Source organism: Bacteroides sp. UBA939 (genome assembly GCF_002293435.1).
Taxonomy (GTDB): Bacteria; Bacteroidota; Bacteroidia; order Bacteroidales; family Bacteroidaceae; genus Bacteroides.
On the sequence record NZ_DBDF01000217.1, the window covers coordinates 1 to 16,342 of the forward strand.

Consider the following 16,342-nt stretch of genomic DNA (forward strand, 5'->3'; position numbering starts at 1 on the left):
GCGTCATCCGCGTTATCCGCGTCTAAAAAATTGCTTTCATACAACTTCATACCTTATCAGAAATGAGTTAACTCAAGATAGGCACAAATATAATTTTGATGCAGTTACCCTGCATTTTTATAACTTGATATGGGAATCTAAATATTATCATGTACATTTGCAAACAGAAAATAAGTAATAACTAAATAAAGAATGGCATTACAATGTGGTATTGTCGGCCTACCCAACGTAGGCAAGTCGACGCTTTTCAACTGTTTGTCCAATGCGAAAGCACAGGCGGCAAACTTTCCTTTTTGTACAATAGAACCGAATGTAGGTGTTATCACCGTGCCCGATGAACGGCTGACAAAACTTGCCGAACTCGTACATCCGGGACGCATCGTGCCCACTACGGTAGAAATCGTAGACATTGCCGGACTGGTAAAAGGCGCAAGCAAAGGTGAAGGACTGGGCAACAAATTCCTCGCAAACATACGCGAAACGGACGCCATCATCCATGTATTGCGCTGCTTCGACGACGAAAACGTAACGCACGTGGACGGAAGTATCAATCCGGTACGCGACAAGGAAATCATTGACTACGAGTTACAGTTGAAAGACCTTGAAACCGTTGAAAGCCGTATTCAAAAGGTGTATAAACAGGCACAGACAGGAGGTGACAAAGTAGCCAAACTGGCTTACGACGTCCTGATGCAATACAAGGCAACGTTGGAGCAAGGCAAAAGCGCACGCACCGTGCAGTTTGAAACCAAAGATGAACAAAAGGTTGCCAAGGAACTTTTCCTCCTGACCGGCAAACCGGTGATGTACGTTTGCAACGTGGACGAGGCGAGTGCAGTAAGCGGCAATAAGTACGTAGACATGGTACGCGAAGCTGTGAAAGACGAGAATGCCGAAATCCTGATTGTAGCCGCCAAGACCGAAGCGGATATTGCCGAGTTGGAAACGTATGAAGACCGCCAGATGTTCCTCGAAGAGGTAGGATTGGAAGAATCCGGAGTCAGCCGCCTAATCAAATCTGCTTATAATCTCCTGAATCTGGAAACCTTCATTACCGCCGGAGAAATGGAAGTGAAAGCATGGACATACCAGAAAGGCTGGAAAGCACCGCAATGCGCCGGAGTTATCCATACCGATTTTGAAAAGGGATTCATCCGCGCCGAAGTTATCAAGTATGAAGACTTCATTCAATATGGCAGTGAAGCTGCCGTACGCGAAGCCGGGAAACTGGGCGTGGAAGGTAAAGAATATGTGGTGCAGGATGGGGATATCATGCACTTCCGCTTCAATGTATAGGAAAATGAAATATCTCATAGTCGGCACAGGTGGCGTAGGAGGCTGTATCGCCGCTTTCCTTTCTCTTGCCGGAAAGGATGTGACTTGTATTGCCCGCGGTGAACACCTTACTGCCATACGTGAGCATGGACTGCATCTGCACTCCGACCTGAAAGGTGAACACACTCTGCCGGTAAAAGCATATACTGCCGAAGAATTCCAAGACAAAGTCGACGTTATCTTCGTATGCGTCAAAGGTTACTCGGTGGACTCAATCACGGAGTTGATAAAACGCACCGCCCACAAGGATACTGTAGTCATTCCCATCCTCAACGTATACGGCACAGGTCCCCGCATCCGGCGAACCGTTCCCGGAGTAACCGTACTGGACGGCTGTATTTACATCGTCGGCTTCATTTCGGGTAAAGGTGAAATTACCCAAATGGGCAAGATATTCCGCCTGGTTTACGGTGCGCACAAGGGCACAATCGTTCCTCAGGAGATATTGGAAGCAATACAAAGTGATTTGCAGGAAAGCGGTATCAAAGCCGAGATATCTCCTGACATCAACCGGGATACTTTCATAAAGTGGTCTTTCATTTCCGCTATGGCTGTTACCGGAGCTTATTACGATGTCCCTATGGGCGAAGTACAAAAGCCCGGAGAGGTACGGGATACTTTCATCGGACTTTCGCGCGAAAGCGCCGCACTGGGCGCTAAACTTGGCATTGAGTTCGAAGAAGATGTAGTAGAGTATAATCTCAAAGTCATCGACAAACTCGCTCCTGAAAGTACCGCTTCCATGCAGAAAGATATGGCCAAAGGACATGAGTCGGAAGTGAAAGGTTTACTTTTTGATATGATTGCTGCTGCCGAGGAACAGGGAATAGCTATTCCGACATACCGGATGGTGGCGGAGAAGTTCAAAGCTTAATAACCAATACAATTGAAGATATGTTTTCATTACTAACCATCAACTGGAACCCCGACCCCGAACTGTTCAACCTGTTCGGTCATGTGCCAGTCCGTTACTACGGTCTGTTGTGGGTCATTGGTATCGCCTGCTCCTATTTTGTAGTTCGCTACCAGTATAGAGATAAGAAAATCAGCGACGCTAAGTTCGACCCGCTGTTTATCTATTGCTTCTTCGGTATCCTCGTCGGAGCCAGGTTGGGACACTGCCTGTTCTACCAACCGGAATATTATCTGCATCACTTCTGGGAAATGATATTGCCTATACAATTCCCTCCCGGAGGCGGCTGGAAGTGGACAGGCTATGCCGGGCTTGCCAGTCACGGCGGCACCCTCGGATTAATCATCGCCCTCTGGCTGTACTGTCGCAAGGTGAAGATGCACTACCTGGATGTAGTAGACATGATAGCCGTATCAACACCCATCTGCGCCTGCTTCATCCGCCTTGCCAATCTGATGAATTCTGAAATTATCGGTAAGCCCACGGACGTGCCCTGGGCGTTCGTATTTGAGAAGGTAGATATGCTGCCACGCCATCCGGCACAACTTTACGAAGCTATCGCCTACTTCATCTTCTTCCTCATTATGATTTTCCTGTATAAGAACTACAGCAAGAAACTGCGCCGCGGCTTCTTCTTCGGACTTTGCCTGACGGAAATCTTCATATTCCGCTTCTTCATCGAGTTCCTCAAAGAGAACCAAGTGAACTTCGAGGACGGCATGACACTGAACATGGGACAATGGCTGAGTGTTCCGTTCGTGATAATTGGAGTGTATTTTATGTTCTTCTACGGGAAGAAGAAAGCATAAGGATAGTCTATCTTATAAAGCAGCAAAAGACGCTTGAGGCGCTTGTAAGATGACGCACCAAAAAGACATTTTTCATCCGCAGACTACGCAGATGACACAGATTAGAGTTTAACATGAGTTCGCCTAATCCGTGCCATCTGCGGATGAAAAATAGTAAGCATGTTCCCGTTTCAAGATATCACTCAACGGCACTTCAAATATCTTAGCCTCAACCCACGCCACAAAGTCGAATCTACGCAATATCTGGGTTTCATACTTATCTGCGTATAAGGATCGGACTTCCTCCGCCATGCCCTCCCATATCTCCGCTCTCTTTTTCCGGCTCTTATCCACAAAAGAATAATTCAGGAACTTAAGCAAGAATGATTCTACTTTCAGATTATGCCCCCTATTCTTGGTCATCTCTCGCCTGATGGAGCGTATTTCGGACTGGATATAATCAACATCACCCAATTCATAATGAATCATCACATTCACAATCCTAATGGTACGAAACAGTGGAAGAGAATACAAATGTCCTCTCCCAATAGTCGTACTCAAGCGTCTTCTTGCCTTTCTATATTCCCCATTTCCGAGATAGACAAGGGCTATATACAATGACATTTCTGCCTGTTGTTGTTCTTTCAGTAAAGGCATTTTGTCAATCAGAGATGCTTGATGCTCCGTAATCCACAAACCGGCCTGCTCAAATTCTCCCCTATCTATATACGAAAATAGCCGGTAGATAAATATCACATACGCTACGTTCAGCTGGAAACTGGAAGACGGCGAAGAGAGTTTGCCCAGCTTCTCAATGAAATAATTCATTCCTTCATAGTTGCGCATAATGCGAAGGCTCTCTAACATACCTTCTACTGTCATCAGATAATATACCGGAGGATTATTCCAAAGATGGGTATTCTCCTCAAACAATTTATTCAGTTCCACGAATGAATTGAATGCCGCTTTGTAGTCGCCTACCGTTACAAAATAATTGGCTTGGAAAAGCTGGTGATTCTTCTTTATCTCAAAGTTCTCGACGCCCGCACTTGCCACAATACTTATCTCGCTGGTCACCAAGTCATCCAACTTCTGAGTCTCCGCCAACGACCTCGAGTCTCCCCTATTCAACATACGATGCTTCAACAACTCATACAATGAAGACTGTTCATTCAACTGACTGATACTTTTCAGCGTATTTTTCATTTTATACTGCTTATTCAGAAGCTTCTTTTCGTCCACTTCTTCAAAGTCCAGCGTCAGGAGATAGTTCAATTCCAACCTCTGCGCCACAAGCAATGCAAAATGGTTTTCATAGTAAACAGCCTTCTCTTTCACCTTTTTCAATACATGAAAGCATTCCTGATACATGGATTTCTCATACAAAACCCTGGCATGCAGCAAGTCATTGAATAGCAGATAATAGCTATCCTGTTCTGTCCGCAACTTCGTCAGTATTTCTATCAGTAAGTCGAACAAATAGATAATCACGGTATTGAAAGAGGAGGTAGGCTTTGCTTTCAGGAAGCATTGTTTCAACTCTTCAGGGTCGCTAATTTTTTTATCATCAATCAATCTGAAAAGGAATATATAGTCTTTTTCAGACTTATTGGATATATAGATAGAAAACTCTTTCTTCTCTTGCTTCGTAAGACTATTTATCAATTGGATAAGTGATTCGGACTTTAGCATGGCATCAGCAGGTTTTTGAAATAACGAAAGCAAGGTAGGAATAAAAATGAAAGGAAACAATCTTTTCGTGGAATAACATAACCTTCGACGAGATTACAACTATTAAGATGCGACACATTTCATATATTTAATAAGCTATATATCAGCATATTATCTCTTATGTAAATAGAAATACATAGATTTACCGGTATTTAATCTGCGTTCTTTTTGTTTGCTTATGATTTATCTATCACATACTTTTGGCATAGAAAAAGAAAGCACAGTCCCGAATTATTAAATCTTAAACTAATTAATAGCCATGAGCAAAAATATCATTGTAATAGGCAGTTGCAACACCGATATGGTCATCAAGACCGACCGCCTCCCTGTTCCCGGAGAGACAGTAATGGGCGGCAGTTTCATGATGAACCCCGGAGGCAAAGGAGCCAACCAGGCTGTAGCCGCTGCCCGGTTAAAAGGAAATGTGTACTTCATCGCCAAGACCGGTAACGACCTGTTCGGCAAACGTTCCATAGAGCAATATGAAGACGAAGGTATCCACATTGATAATGTCTATTCAGACCCTATTCTCCCTTCCGGAGTAGCATTGATTATGGTGGACGTGAACGGAGAAAACAGTATCGCTGTCGCCTCCGGAGCCAATGGTTCATTGAGTCCCGAAGATATCCGGAAAGCGCAACCCGCCATTGAGAAAGGAGACATCCTGCTGATGCAACTGGAAATTCCTATAGAGACTGTGGAATATGCCGCCCAGATAGCAAGCGAGCAAGGTATCAAGGTTATTCTGAATCCGGCACCCGCCCGTGCACTCTCTAACAAGCTACTGCAAAACCTGTATATGATTATCCCTAATGAAACGGAAGCCGAAATCCTCTCGGGAATTAAAGTAACCGATTGGGAAAGCGCCCGGAAAGCTGCGGATATCATCAGCGCCAAAGGAGTGGACATTGTCGTCATTACATTAGGCTCTAAAGGGGCTTTGATTAAGGAGAACAACGAATATCATGAAGTTTCCGTCCCCAAAGTGAAAGCGGTGGATACCACTGCAGCAGGAGACACTTTCTGCGGAGCCTTATGCGTTGCTTTATCCGAAGATATGAATGTGCCGGATGCCGTAAAGTTCGCCAATAAGTGTGCATCCATCACAGTGACCCGTATGGGAGCGCAATCCTCCCTGCCTTATCGCAAAGAAATAGATGTTTTATAAATTATAACTTTAAAATCCAAATACCATGTTTATTGTCAACAGTTATTTATTAGCCGTTATTTTCTGCGTCGTCACGATGCTTTGTTGGGGTTCGTGGGGCAATACGCAGAAGCTTGCCGGGAAGACCTGGCGTTACGAATTGTTCTACTGGGATTACGTTATCGGTATCCTTGTCTTCTCCCTTCTTTTAGGATTTACGCTGGGCAGTACGGGAGACACCGGACGCAGCTTTGTTGAAGACCTGAAACAAATCAGTATGGAGAACTATGCAAGCGCTTTTGCAGGAGGAGTTATATTCAATTTATCCAATATCCTCTTGTCAGCTTCCGTCTCAATGGCCGGACTTACGGTAGCATTCCCCCTGGGAGTTGGCATAGCACTGGTATTAGGAGTTTTTGTCAACTACTTTGGTGAACCCAAAGGTGATGCGATGACTCTGTTCAGCGGCGTGGCGCTGGTGGTACTCGCCATCGTTTTCAATGCCATAGCTGCCGGAAAGATGAATAAGAAAGGAAGCAGTACAAACAAGAAAGGAATTATTATTGCCATTATTGCAGGCGTACTGATGTCCTTCTTCTACCGGTTTGTTGCCGCTGCCATGGACTTAAATAACTTCGAGTCGCCTACTCCCTCAATGGCTACTCCGTATTCGGCATTCTTTATATTCGCAATAGGTATCTTCATAAGCAATTTCGTGATCAACACCATCGTGATGAAGAAACCCTTCGCAGGTACTCCGGTAAGCTACAAAGAGTACTTCCAAGGCAAACTCAGCACGCACATGGTCGGAGTGTTGGGAGGAGTTATCTGGGGATTAGGTACGGCTCTGAGTTATATTGCAGCAGGTAAAGCCGGTGCGGCTATCTCGTATGCACTGGGACAGGGAGCGCCTATGATTGCCGCCTTGTGGGGCATATTCATCTGGAAAGAGTTCAAAGGTTCTTCCCGGACGGTAAATACCCTTTTGGCCTGTATGTTCGTTCTGTTTATATCCGGTTTAGGAGCAATTATCATCTCAGGAGCCAATTAACCGGCTTCTAATCGTTCTCATAATTAATGCTTTCTTTTTCTACTTTTCATTGAGCGAAAGAAGAAATTGCCTGAACTAAGAAACTCTTTTGATTTTCCTTACTGAACAAAATTAAAACAGTTTCTAAATATACATTTTTGTTCTACTAAAAAATTTTAATACATGAGACTAATTAAAACAATATTATTCTGCCTGTGCATGTGTTCATTTGACTTGTACGCACAAGTCAACGTCACAGGTATTGTAAATGATAACACCGGGGAAGCCCTCCCTGGAGTATCTATCCTGGCGAAAGACGGCGACCGTAGCTACGGCACCACCACCGATATTAATGGTAAATATCAGATTAACGTCAATCAAGGAGCCACTCTTGAGTTCAGTTTCATCGGCTTTACCACGCAGAAAGTGAAAGTAGGCACTAACAATGTCATCAACATCACCCTGCAACCCGAAAACACATTACTGGACGAAGTCGTAGTTATCGGTTACGGTACTGTAAAGAAGAAGGACTTACTGGGTTCCATATCTACCGTTAAAGAAGATGCCTTAGCCGAACGTGTTTCAGGCAATGTAGTGGAATCGATGCGCGGTTTGACTTCCGGTATAAAGATTACGAGCAGCGGACAACCGGGTTCCAATGCCAACATTACCATCCGCGGTTTAGGCAGTTTAACAAACAATAATCCGCTATTTATCATTGATGGAGCCTATGGCGGCAGCGACTTGGGAGTTAACGTGGAAGATATTGAATCTATCCAGGTACTGAAGGATGCCTCATCGGCAGCTATCTACGGTTCGCGTGCAGCCAATGGTGTTGTAATTATCACCACCAAACAGGGTAAAGAAGGCGACCTGAAAGTAAAGTTCGACTCCCAACTGACATTAAGCTGGTTGCCTCGTTACGACCTAATGGATGCTGAAACTTACAAAATCTACGATGACCGCGCCTATGACGAAGCTATGCTGGCAGGCGTATCAGGCATTATCAACCGCCAGAACCACTATGATGGGAATACCGACTGGCAGGACGAAATGCTGAGCACCGGTGCATTACAAAACTACAATGTCTCTCTGTCCGGTGGTTCCAAGACGGTGAAATACTACGCATCACTGAACCGTATGGTCGATGACGGTGCCTTGTTGAATACCAAATATGATAAATATGGCTTCCGCATTAATACAAGCGGACAGAAGGGTATCTTCTCCTATGGTGAAAACTTCTACTACACCAAATCGAACCGGAAAAACCTGAATGGTAATCCATGGAGTGACTTTATCGGTATAGCGCCAACGATTCCGGTATATGATGAAGCACATCCCGGAGGATACGGATATGGGGATGTAGAGCGGGCCAACACATACGGCTTGAACCCTGTAGCCATGCAAAATTTGTTTGTGCAGAACAACGAAGAAGAGTACCTGACAGGAAATATATACGGACAAATATCACTTTTCGGAATGTTTGATGCCAAACTGAACGTTGCCTATAAAAGTTATATGGGTATCACCAATTCGTTGCGTAAGAAAGGAAGCTGGACAATGGGACAAGGAGACGATGCAGCACACTTAGGTTACGACAGCGCCAAGAATCATGACATACTGATTGAGCAGACCTACAATTTCAAGCATAAATTCGGTAAGCACGATGTGAATGCCTTGTTCGGTATCACTTATAACAAGTTCCACGAAGAAAGACGCTGGATAACAAAGTTAGACCCGCTGATGGTGGGCGATAAGTACATTACTTCACTGGATTCCGCTACCGGAAATACCACCGCAGGCGGTAACTATGGCGAATCTGCCCTCATCTCCTACCTCGGACGAATCAACTACTCCTATGCCGACAAGTACTTGGCACAGATAACTGCCCGCCGCGACGGAACTTCCCGTTTGCCTAAAAACGATCGCTGGGGAAACTTCCTCTCCGTATCATTGGGATGGCGTATCAGCGGTGAAAAGTTCTTCGATGTATCCTGGATTGATGACTTGAAAATACGTGCCAACTATGGTACGCTCGGCAATAGCAGTATCGGCTACTGGGATTACCAAGCCACCATTAACACAGCTCCACGTGCAGTCTTCGGCAATCCGGAGAATGTACTGATAGGTATGACCCAATCACAATTAAGCAATAACAACCTGGTTTGGGAGAAGAAGACGACTGCCAACGTTGGTTTCGACCTCGTGGCACTGAACAACCGCCTGCGCGTCAGCGCCGAGTATTTTTACTCAAAAAGTGAAGACCTGCTGGTTTACCTGCCCATCCTGATGAGTTCGGGTAACGAGGGTGGTGCACCTGCAGTCAATGCGGGCAGCCTCGAAAACAGAGGTTTTGAAATGGAGATAGGTTGGAATGACCGGATACGCGATTTTGAATACTCAGCTTCATTGAATGTTTCCCACTTGAAAAACAAAGTGCGCGACTTGGGGTACGGACAAACCGTTTATAATACAAATCTGGCTAAAACAGTGATTGGTGAGCCTCTCGGCATGTGGTACCTCTACAAAATGCTTGGTATCTTCCAGTCCGCAGAAGAGATACAAAATTACGTAAATTCAGAAGGTAAAATTATCCAGCCCACCGCGCTGCCGGGTGATATCAAGTATGATGACTATAACGACGACGGTATCATCTCATCAGAAGACCGCCAGATAGTAGGCAGCCCCTGGCCTAAGCTCGAATTGGGCATAAACCTCGGCGCTTCCTACAAGGGCTTCGACCTGAGTATCAATGGCTATGGCCGTTTCGGACAAAAAGTATGGAACGGCTCGGCATCTGCAGCCGGCGATTTCGCCAACAACCAGAACAACTTTAACGGCATTATTCCCTGGACACAGGAACATCCGGTAAGCGACCGCCCGCGCATCGTATACGGAGACTCCCGCAATAGCCGGAGCGATCAGGATCGCTGGTTGGAAAACGGTTCGTTCTTCCGCTTGAGCGATATTACTTTAGGCTATACGGTTCCTGCCCGTTACATTAAGAAAATCGGTTTGGAAAGGCTCCGCGCATCAGTCACCTTGCAGAACATGGTTACCTTCACCGGATATTCAGGCCTGGATCCTGAATTTGCAGACGGTGGTATCTTCACCATGGGAGCAGATTATTGCTCGTTCCCCAACCCGCGTGCCGTACAGTTTGCTTTATCATTTACATTCTAAATACTGTCGATATGAAAAAGATAGCTCTATATATTATATGTGGCGCCACAGCGCTATTTACGTCGTGCGACCCATCCCTGCTCGACCTGCAAAATGAGAACACCCTGAGTACGGGCGTATTCTGGAAAACGGAGTCTGACATTGAGGCCGGTGTAATATCCGTATATGGCATGTTCTACCGTCAGGGAACATGGACGCGCAATATCTATACACAGATGATAGGTATGGCGGATGAAGGTGTCAGTTATGCCGGATGGACGGAACTGAACGAATACACCAAATTCATCTTTACCGACTATAACTTTGGGGAAACCAATACGAAAATCTATCGGGAACATTACACCGCCATCTTCCGTGCCAACCAAGTGCTGGACAACATAGGGAATATAACCTTTGCCGACGAAACGCATAAGAACGACCTGATAGGCCAGACCAAGTTCCTGCGCTCTTTCTATTACTTCTATCTGACCACTCTGTGGGATAACATTCCCCTCGTACTACAGACCTCGTCGGCTTCCGACAAGCCCATGCAAGCCAGTGCAGACGAAGTGCTTACCCAGATAGAAACCGACCTGGAAGATGCCATCACCAAACTTCCGACCACCCGCAACGCCAACAACTATGGCCGTCCCACGAAAGGTGCTGCCTACGGACTATTGGCGAAAGCCTATGCACAACACCATAAATGGGAAGACGCCCGCAGATGCCTTGAATGGCTCATCGACGGTGAAGGAAAGCAGCACTACGACCTTGTCCCCAACTGGGCCGACAACTTCAGCAACCAAACGGAAAACAACAAGGAGGCGCTGTATGAAATCCACTTCTCCCTGACCAACCGGGTAGGCTTCGACCAGACGGACAACTATCTGGACCCAAACGCACAGTTGGGTACACAGATTGAAATGAACCAAGCCCCTACCGGAATCGGCTGGAACAATATTGAAGCCAGACGCTGGTTAGTGGACTATTACAAACGCGAGCAAACCACGGACGGAAAGAATGACGTCCGCCTGTTCCATACCTTGTGGTACGATGGAGCCGCATCCGACTTCCCCGAATATCCGAACCAGTTGATCTACGGAGCTCCTTGGAACAGCGACTGGGGTAATCGCGTGTTCATCAAAAAGTACAGCACCGACGCTTCCCCTATATATTACTGGAACGACAACAATTTCCGTTCATTGCGCTATGCAGATATGCTGCTGCTTTACGCCGAAGTGCTCAACGAACTGGGTACTACCCCGTCTGCCAAAGCCATCGAATGCCTCAACCGTGTGCGCAACCGTGTAAACTTGCCTGATATAGAAAACAGCACTTACTACAACGCCCCCCAGATTACCGGTAATAAAGATGCCTTCCGCGAACATCTGAAGATTGAACGCGCTCTGGAACTTGCCATGGAATGTGTACGTTGGGTTGACTTGAAGCGCTGGGGCATCGACAACACTGCCAAACTGGACGAATTGAAAGCCCGCGACAGCGACTTCAATAATTTCATCATCGGGAAGTCCATCCGCATGCCTTTACCGCAAAGCGAAGTAGACAACAACCCGAATCTGAAACAAAATGATCAATATTAATCAAAGACATCTGAGTTATGACTAAAACAAGATATTTATTGATAGGAGCAGTCATATCACTGCTGACTTTATGGGGATGCGGCAACGATTCCGACTATGTAATCGGAAGTAATCCCAATGAATTTGCCATAAACCCGATAGCCATACCCGTAAGCGCGGATGGTGGAACATACGAACTGACAGTTACCGGTAATGAATCCTGGACAGCCAGGTTAACCGGTTCCAACAGTTCGGCACAGGGCTGGTGTACACTGAGCACAACTTCGGGCACTGGCAAGACGGTAATCACGCTCACTGTATCACCAAGTACCTCCTTCGTTAAAAATCGCTCTATCCTCATCGAAGTAAGCGGCGGCAACAAGACCTTGAAATCCAAAGTACTGCAAGAAACCATGGTATTGAGCGAAGACGAAGTACTGATAAACGGCATGGTATGGTCTACCAAGAACGTAGACGCTCCCGGAACTTTCGCAAGCGCTTCCGACGAGATAGGAAAGTTGTACCAGTTCAACCGCAAAGTGGGTTATCCCGCCGGCCCGCAAGATGACCCCGCACCGGCCAACTGGCCTGCCGGCTACACAAACGACGGCACCAACTGGCTTCCTGAAAATGACCCTTCCCCCGAAGGTTGGCGGGTGCCTACCACAGAAGAAATGGCAGCCTTATGGGAAAAGGGTGCTACATGGGTGACAGCCGCCCAAACCGGATTCAGGGTTGACGGAATGATTATCGGTGTAGATGCAGCCACGGCCCAACGCGCCACCAAGGATAATCTGAAACAGTTGGGATGCCTCTTCCTGCCCCAAAGCGGCTGGAGAAGTGAAGCCGGACTAATGGACCGCACATGGCTCTGTGCAGTACGCACCGCCAATGCATTAAACCCCACGCATGGCGGCATGTCACTGGGAGATGCGGGCGGATACCGGGATACATGGGGCTGGGGCGACGGACAAAAGCCCCGGGCAGGCATGATACGCCCGGTTAAGAACATTCAAGTAGAAGATTAAAGGCAATTAAACTTCCTTACCTCTGTTGCAACAAGGTAGTATCTTTTGCAACAGAGGTAAAGGAAACAACCATATAAACAGCTAATATCATGAAATACTATAAGTTATGTCTATACCTCGCCGCAGCCATCCTCCTTGGATGCAAAAGCAGCAACGACAACAAACCGCATACCATCAGTCCGCAGATACAATATGAGTTCAGCGGAGGTGCGGGACACTATAACTATGCTCCGAGCATCATCCAAGACCAATACGGCATCCGTTACGGGTTCATTTGCGAGAACCGGGACCCGTTTAAGATAGTGGACTATGTTTATCTGTATAAAGGAATCCCCACAGAGAAAGGCTACGTATGGCAACCCGGTACACAAATTGTAGAACCTTCCGAAAGCGGATGGGACAACTGCCATATCTGCGACCCTGACGTACGCGAGTTCAAAACAACCTATAAAGGGGAAACCTACAACTGGATTATGACCTATCTGGGCGTAGACCGTTGGGACTGTAACCATAACCAGATAGGTCTTGCCATCTCTAAAAACATCGAAGGCCCTTATATTAAGTTCGACCAAAACCCGCTGGTAGCCTATCAAGATACCACCAAATGGGGTGTAGGACAAAGTACTACAATTGTCAAGGATTCCACTACCATACAGCTATTCTATACATCAACCACAGAAAACGGACCTTTCTGTATGCGAGAAATCAAGTTGGACGACTTAGATAATATCGTATCAGGCGAAGAACAGAATGTACCTTTCATTGGTAGCAACAGCTACCCCGCCATGTCTGAAAAAAACATCTACATGGTATCTGAAACCCGTGTATCTCCCATTACAGAGATACCAACTTGGGTAGGCGATGTATCCCGCTTAGCTTACAAACCAAGAGCCGAAGGGTTGTTCACCGAAGAAGACGGCTGGATTAAAATAGGACATGTAGGACCGGAAGAAACAGGATTCCCGCGAAACCATAACCCGGGCATCCTGACGGACACGAAAGGTTATATGCTCAGTGATGACGAACTGGTGATGTACTTCACCCCCGCCATGACGGGAGAGAATTGGTTATGGTCTTATGACCTGTACTCGGCGACATTTAATCTAAAAGATTTCCCTTTCACCGAATAATTAACTTCTAAAACATACTGTTATGATCAAGAACAAACTTTATTTATCAGGCATATTTATACTGGCCTTGTTGTCCTGCACTTCCTCCGGGAAACAGCAGAAAACTGAAGTCGCTTCAAGCGCAGAAAAGATTATCCTGGAAACGGACATCGGTAATGATGTGGACGATGCCCTGGCACTGGACATGCTCTACAAGTATATGGATGCAGGAGATATTGATTTATTAGGCATCATGATAAACAAGGAAGGCAGCTATCCCGCCGAGTATACGGACATCATGAATACCTGGTACGGTTATCCTCAAATACCCATCGGTATCATACACAACGGAGCGGACTGTGAGAATGATGCCACAAACTATGCCAAAGCCGTATGCCTGATACAGGATAAGAACAACGAACCGGCATTTAAACGCTCTTTAAAAGGCGGTTATGACCAACTACCGGAAGCCCATCTCCTCTATCGCAAGGTACTGGCGCAACAGCCGGACAGCTCCGTTACGATTGTCTCCGTAGGTTTCTCTACCAACCTTGCACGCCTGCTGGATACTCCGGGCGACGAATACTCGCCTTTGACAGGCAAAGAACTGATTGCCCGGAAAGTAAAACTGTTGTGTACCATGGCAGGATGTTTCAATAACCCCGAGCTGTATGAATACAATGTTGTGAAAGATATTCCGGCAGCAAAGAAAGTGTTTGCAGAATGGCCCACTACGCTGGTAACTTCTCCCTTCGAGGTAGGTATCGCCATCAACTACCCCGCCACCAGTATTGAGAACGATTTCCAATGGGCACCGATGCATCCGGCAGTGGAAGCTTATAAGAGTTACCAGAAAATGCCGTACGACCGTCCGACGTGGGATTTAACTTCGGTACTGTATTCTGTTGAAGGTACTTCCTTCTTCACCGTTTCACCCGCAGGCAAGATAAGCGTAACGGATAAAGGTTCTACGGAATTCACACCCGATGCAGCCGGAAACCGTTATTACCTCACAGTAGATTCCACTCAGGCAGAGAACATCAAGCAGCACTTCGTCAAGCTCGTTACCAAACAACCTGCTCACTTTACGAAATAACAGATACCATGGTCAGACATCTATTCTACATTATCGGGATATGGCTATTCTGTTCCTGTTCGGACAGCACACCGGAAGAAAAGCCACCTACCCCTCCCAAACAGACTACTACCACAACCATCAGTGAGCCGGAGTTTGTCTTCGGCTTCCTGGGAGAGGATAAGTATTCTTATTGTCCGAGTGCATTGAAGCAAGAGGATGGCAGCGTACACCTGTTTTTCTGCGGAAACCCGGAGAACCGGATTATGGTTGATAACATCTTCCATATAAAAATCAATCCGGACGGCTCGCAGACTGCCCCTAAAAGCGTACTCCAACCGGGTGTTGCAGGTACATGGGACGACCATCATACCTGCGACCCTTCGGTCATCGAAGGTCGTTTCAGTTGGAACAATACGACTTACAGATACGCCATGTTCTTCCTCAGCAATATGTACGGAGTGTATTACAATGAAATCGGCATAGCATTCAGCAATAGTCTGGATGCCGACAGTTGGGTGAAATACCCGAACCAGATTGTAAGGAAGACGTGGTCGGGCAATGCAGACCAGGAGATTGGTGGTGGCGGAAAGTCGTGGGGAGTAGGACAACCGTCCGCAGTATCTTTAGACAAACAAGGAAAGGTGTTACTGACTTATACCATCGGCGATATCGGCGGCACGCGAATAGCATGGGCTGAGGCCGACTTCAGCAACATGGATAACTACACCATAAACACACCCATGACTATCGTGCAAAGCGGATTGTCGGCTATTGACAACCAATCAAGGGATTACACCTGCAATTCTGAATTCGCCATCAACCAAGAGACGGATAAAATTGTCATGATACGCCCCGTGCAACCCATGCCCGGTGATTACCCCGCTTACCTGAACAGTTCGCTGGAAATAGACTACATGAATCTTTCGGATTTCATGAATCAGAGCGGTAGTTGGACACCCATATACCGAATTACCCCTGCCGATACAGGCTATCCGAGGAATCATAATGCAACGCTACTGAGGGATAACTTCGGACACATACAGGATTGGGAAGAACCGGTTTTCTACTTTACAGTTAGTAAAGCTGCACCCGATGTGCACCCTTCGGGCAGCAACCATGCCGAATGGACATATCATATCTGGAAAAGCAAAATAGTGAAAAGCCAATAAGTTGGCTTAGCCTGTATTATTCATATTGCAGGAGTTAGCCTGCATTATTCATAAGTGTCTCGTCATAAATGAAGAATTTAGCGGTGGGAATGATTAATAGATACCCATTCTTCGCTAAACTCTCATTTATAGTAAAAATAATTATTACGAAGTACTTACACTATGAATAATACAGGTTAAAGGAGTTATCGCCGTACTAAATTCGTGTCTGCCCCGTACCAGGGCCGTGTCAAAGCATTACCAACTCCGTACCCGCTCCGTATAAAGGTACC

Annotated in this window: 12 protein-coding genes; 11 read left to right on the top strand and 1 reads right to left on the bottom strand. The window is 46.3% G+C overall.

Annotated features, from left to right (window positions below):
• Positions 1–192: 192 nt before the first annotated feature.
• The 3 genes from ychF to lgt are packed head-to-tail and all read left to right on the top strand — an operon-like array spanning position 193 to position 3,057.
• Positions 193–1,296: a redox-regulated ATPase YchF gene (gene ychF / locus B2Z67_RS14230; protein ID WP_291530503.1), complete on the top strand. Its 1,104-nt coding sequence runs from the start codon at positions 193–195 to the stop codon at positions 1,294–1,296.
• 4 nt (positions 1,297–1,300) lie between these two features.
• Positions 1,301–2,209, top strand: a complete 909-nt coding sequence (locus B2Z67_RS14235; protein ID WP_291530504.1) for a ketopantoate reductase family protein — start codon at positions 1,301–1,303, stop codon at positions 2,207–2,209.
• Positions 2,210–2,229: 20 nt separating this feature from the next.
• Positions 2,230–3,057 carry a prolipoprotein diacylglyceryl transferase gene (gene lgt, locus B2Z67_RS14240; protein WP_291530505.1) on the top strand — a complete coding sequence of 276 codons (828 nt, stop codon included), beginning with the start codon at positions 2,230–2,232 and terminating at the stop codon, positions 3,055–3,057.
• 123 nt (positions 3,058–3,180) lie between these two features.
• Here lgt and B2Z67_RS14245 read toward each other — a convergent pair whose 3' ends face one another.
• Positions 3,181–4,728 carry a hypothetical protein gene (locus B2Z67_RS14245; RefSeq protein WP_291530506.1) on the bottom strand — a complete coding sequence of 516 codons (1,548 nt, stop codon included), beginning with the start codon at positions 4,726–4,728 and terminating at the stop codon, positions 3,181–3,183.
• A 298-nt stretch (positions 4,729–5,026) separates the two neighbouring features.
• Between B2Z67_RS14245 and rbsK the strand changes: the two genes are divergently transcribed.
• The 8 genes from rbsK to B2Z67_RS14285 all read left to right on the top strand — a co-directional run bounded on the left by rbsK (position 5,027) and on the right by B2Z67_RS14285 (position 16,070).
• Positions 5,027–5,935, top strand: a complete 909-nt coding sequence (gene rbsK, locus B2Z67_RS14250) for a ribokinase (RefSeq protein ID WP_291530507.1) — start codon at positions 5,027–5,029, stop codon at positions 5,933–5,935.
• Positions 5,936–5,960: 25 nt separating this feature from the next.
• Entirely contained in the window at positions 5,961–6,965 is a 1,005-nt protein-coding gene (locus B2Z67_RS14255) for a GRP family sugar transporter (RefSeq protein ID WP_291530508.1), read from the top strand.
• 162 nt (positions 6,966–7,127) lie between these two features.
• Positions 7,128–10,127 carry a SusC/RagA family TonB-linked outer membrane protein gene (locus tag B2Z67_RS14260; RefSeq protein WP_291530509.1) on the top strand — a complete coding sequence of 1,000 codons (3,000 nt, stop codon included), beginning with the start codon at positions 7,128–7,130 and terminating at the stop codon, positions 10,125–10,127.
• Positions 10,128–10,138: 11 nt separating this feature from the next.
• Positions 10,139–11,707 carry a RagB/SusD family nutrient uptake outer membrane protein gene (locus B2Z67_RS14265; RefSeq protein WP_291530510.1) on the top strand — a complete coding sequence of 523 codons (1,569 nt, stop codon included), beginning with the start codon at positions 10,139–10,141 and terminating at the stop codon, positions 11,705–11,707.
• A 17-nt stretch (positions 11,708–11,724) separates the two neighbouring features.
• On the top strand, positions 11,725–12,714 hold the full coding sequence (locus tag B2Z67_RS14270; RefSeq protein ID WP_291530511.1) for a BACON domain-containing protein: 990 nt from the start codon (positions 11,725–11,727) through the stop codon (positions 12,712–12,714).
• Between the two features lie 89 nt (positions 12,715–12,803).
• Positions 12,804–13,844 (top strand): hypothetical protein, encoded by a 1,041-nt coding sequence (locus tag B2Z67_RS14275; protein WP_291530512.1) that lies wholly within the window; start codon positions 12,804–12,806, stop codon positions 13,842–13,844.
• A gap of 22 nt (positions 13,845–13,866) precedes the next feature.
• Positions 13,867–14,919 carry a nucleoside hydrolase gene (locus B2Z67_RS14280; RefSeq protein WP_291530513.1) on the top strand — a complete coding sequence of 351 codons (1,053 nt, stop codon included), beginning with the start codon at positions 13,867–13,869 and terminating at the stop codon, positions 14,917–14,919.
• Positions 14,920–14,927: 8 nt separating this feature from the next.
• Positions 14,928–16,070, top strand: a complete 1,143-nt coding sequence (locus B2Z67_RS14285; RefSeq protein ID WP_291530514.1) for a sugar-binding protein — start codon at positions 14,928–14,930, stop codon at positions 16,068–16,070.
• Positions 16,071–16,342 lie beyond the last annotated feature (272 nt).

Coding starts and splice junctions, on each gene's coding strand:
- ychF (WP_291530503.1), top strand. CDS start 193: ATGGCATTACAATGTGGTATTGTCGGCCTACCCAACGTAGGCAAGTCG.
- B2Z67_RS14235 (WP_291530504.1), top strand. CDS start 1,301: ATGAAATATCTCATAGTCGGCACAGGTGGCGTAGGAGGCTGTATCGCC.
- lgt (WP_291530505.1), top strand. CDS start 2,230: ATGTTTTCATTACTAACCATCAACTGGAACCCCGACCCCGAACTGTTC.
- B2Z67_RS14245 (WP_291530506.1), bottom strand. CDS start 4,728: ATGCTAAAGTCCGAATCACTTATCCAATTGATAAATAGTCTTACGAAG.
- rbsK (WP_291530507.1), top strand. CDS start 5,027: ATGAGCAAAAATATCATTGTAATAGGCAGTTGCAACACCGATATGGTC.
- B2Z67_RS14255 (WP_291530508.1), top strand. CDS start 5,961: ATGTTTATTGTCAACAGTTATTTATTAGCCGTTATTTTCTGCGTCGTC.
- B2Z67_RS14260 (WP_291530509.1), top strand. CDS start 7,128: ATGAGACTAATTAAAACAATATTATTCTGCCTGTGCATGTGTTCATTT.
- B2Z67_RS14265 (WP_291530510.1), top strand. CDS start 10,139: ATGAAAAAGATAGCTCTATATATTATATGTGGCGCCACAGCGCTATTT.
- B2Z67_RS14270 (WP_291530511.1), top strand. CDS start 11,725: ATGACTAAAACAAGATATTTATTGATAGGAGCAGTCATATCACTGCTG.
- B2Z67_RS14275 (WP_291530512.1), top strand. CDS start 12,804: ATGAAATACTATAAGTTATGTCTATACCTCGCCGCAGCCATCCTCCTT.
- B2Z67_RS14280 (WP_291530513.1), top strand. CDS start 13,867: ATGATCAAGAACAAACTTTATTTATCAGGCATATTTATACTGGCCTTG.
- B2Z67_RS14285 (WP_291530514.1), top strand. CDS start 14,928: ATGGTCAGACATCTATTCTACATTATCGGGATATGGCTATTCTGTTCC.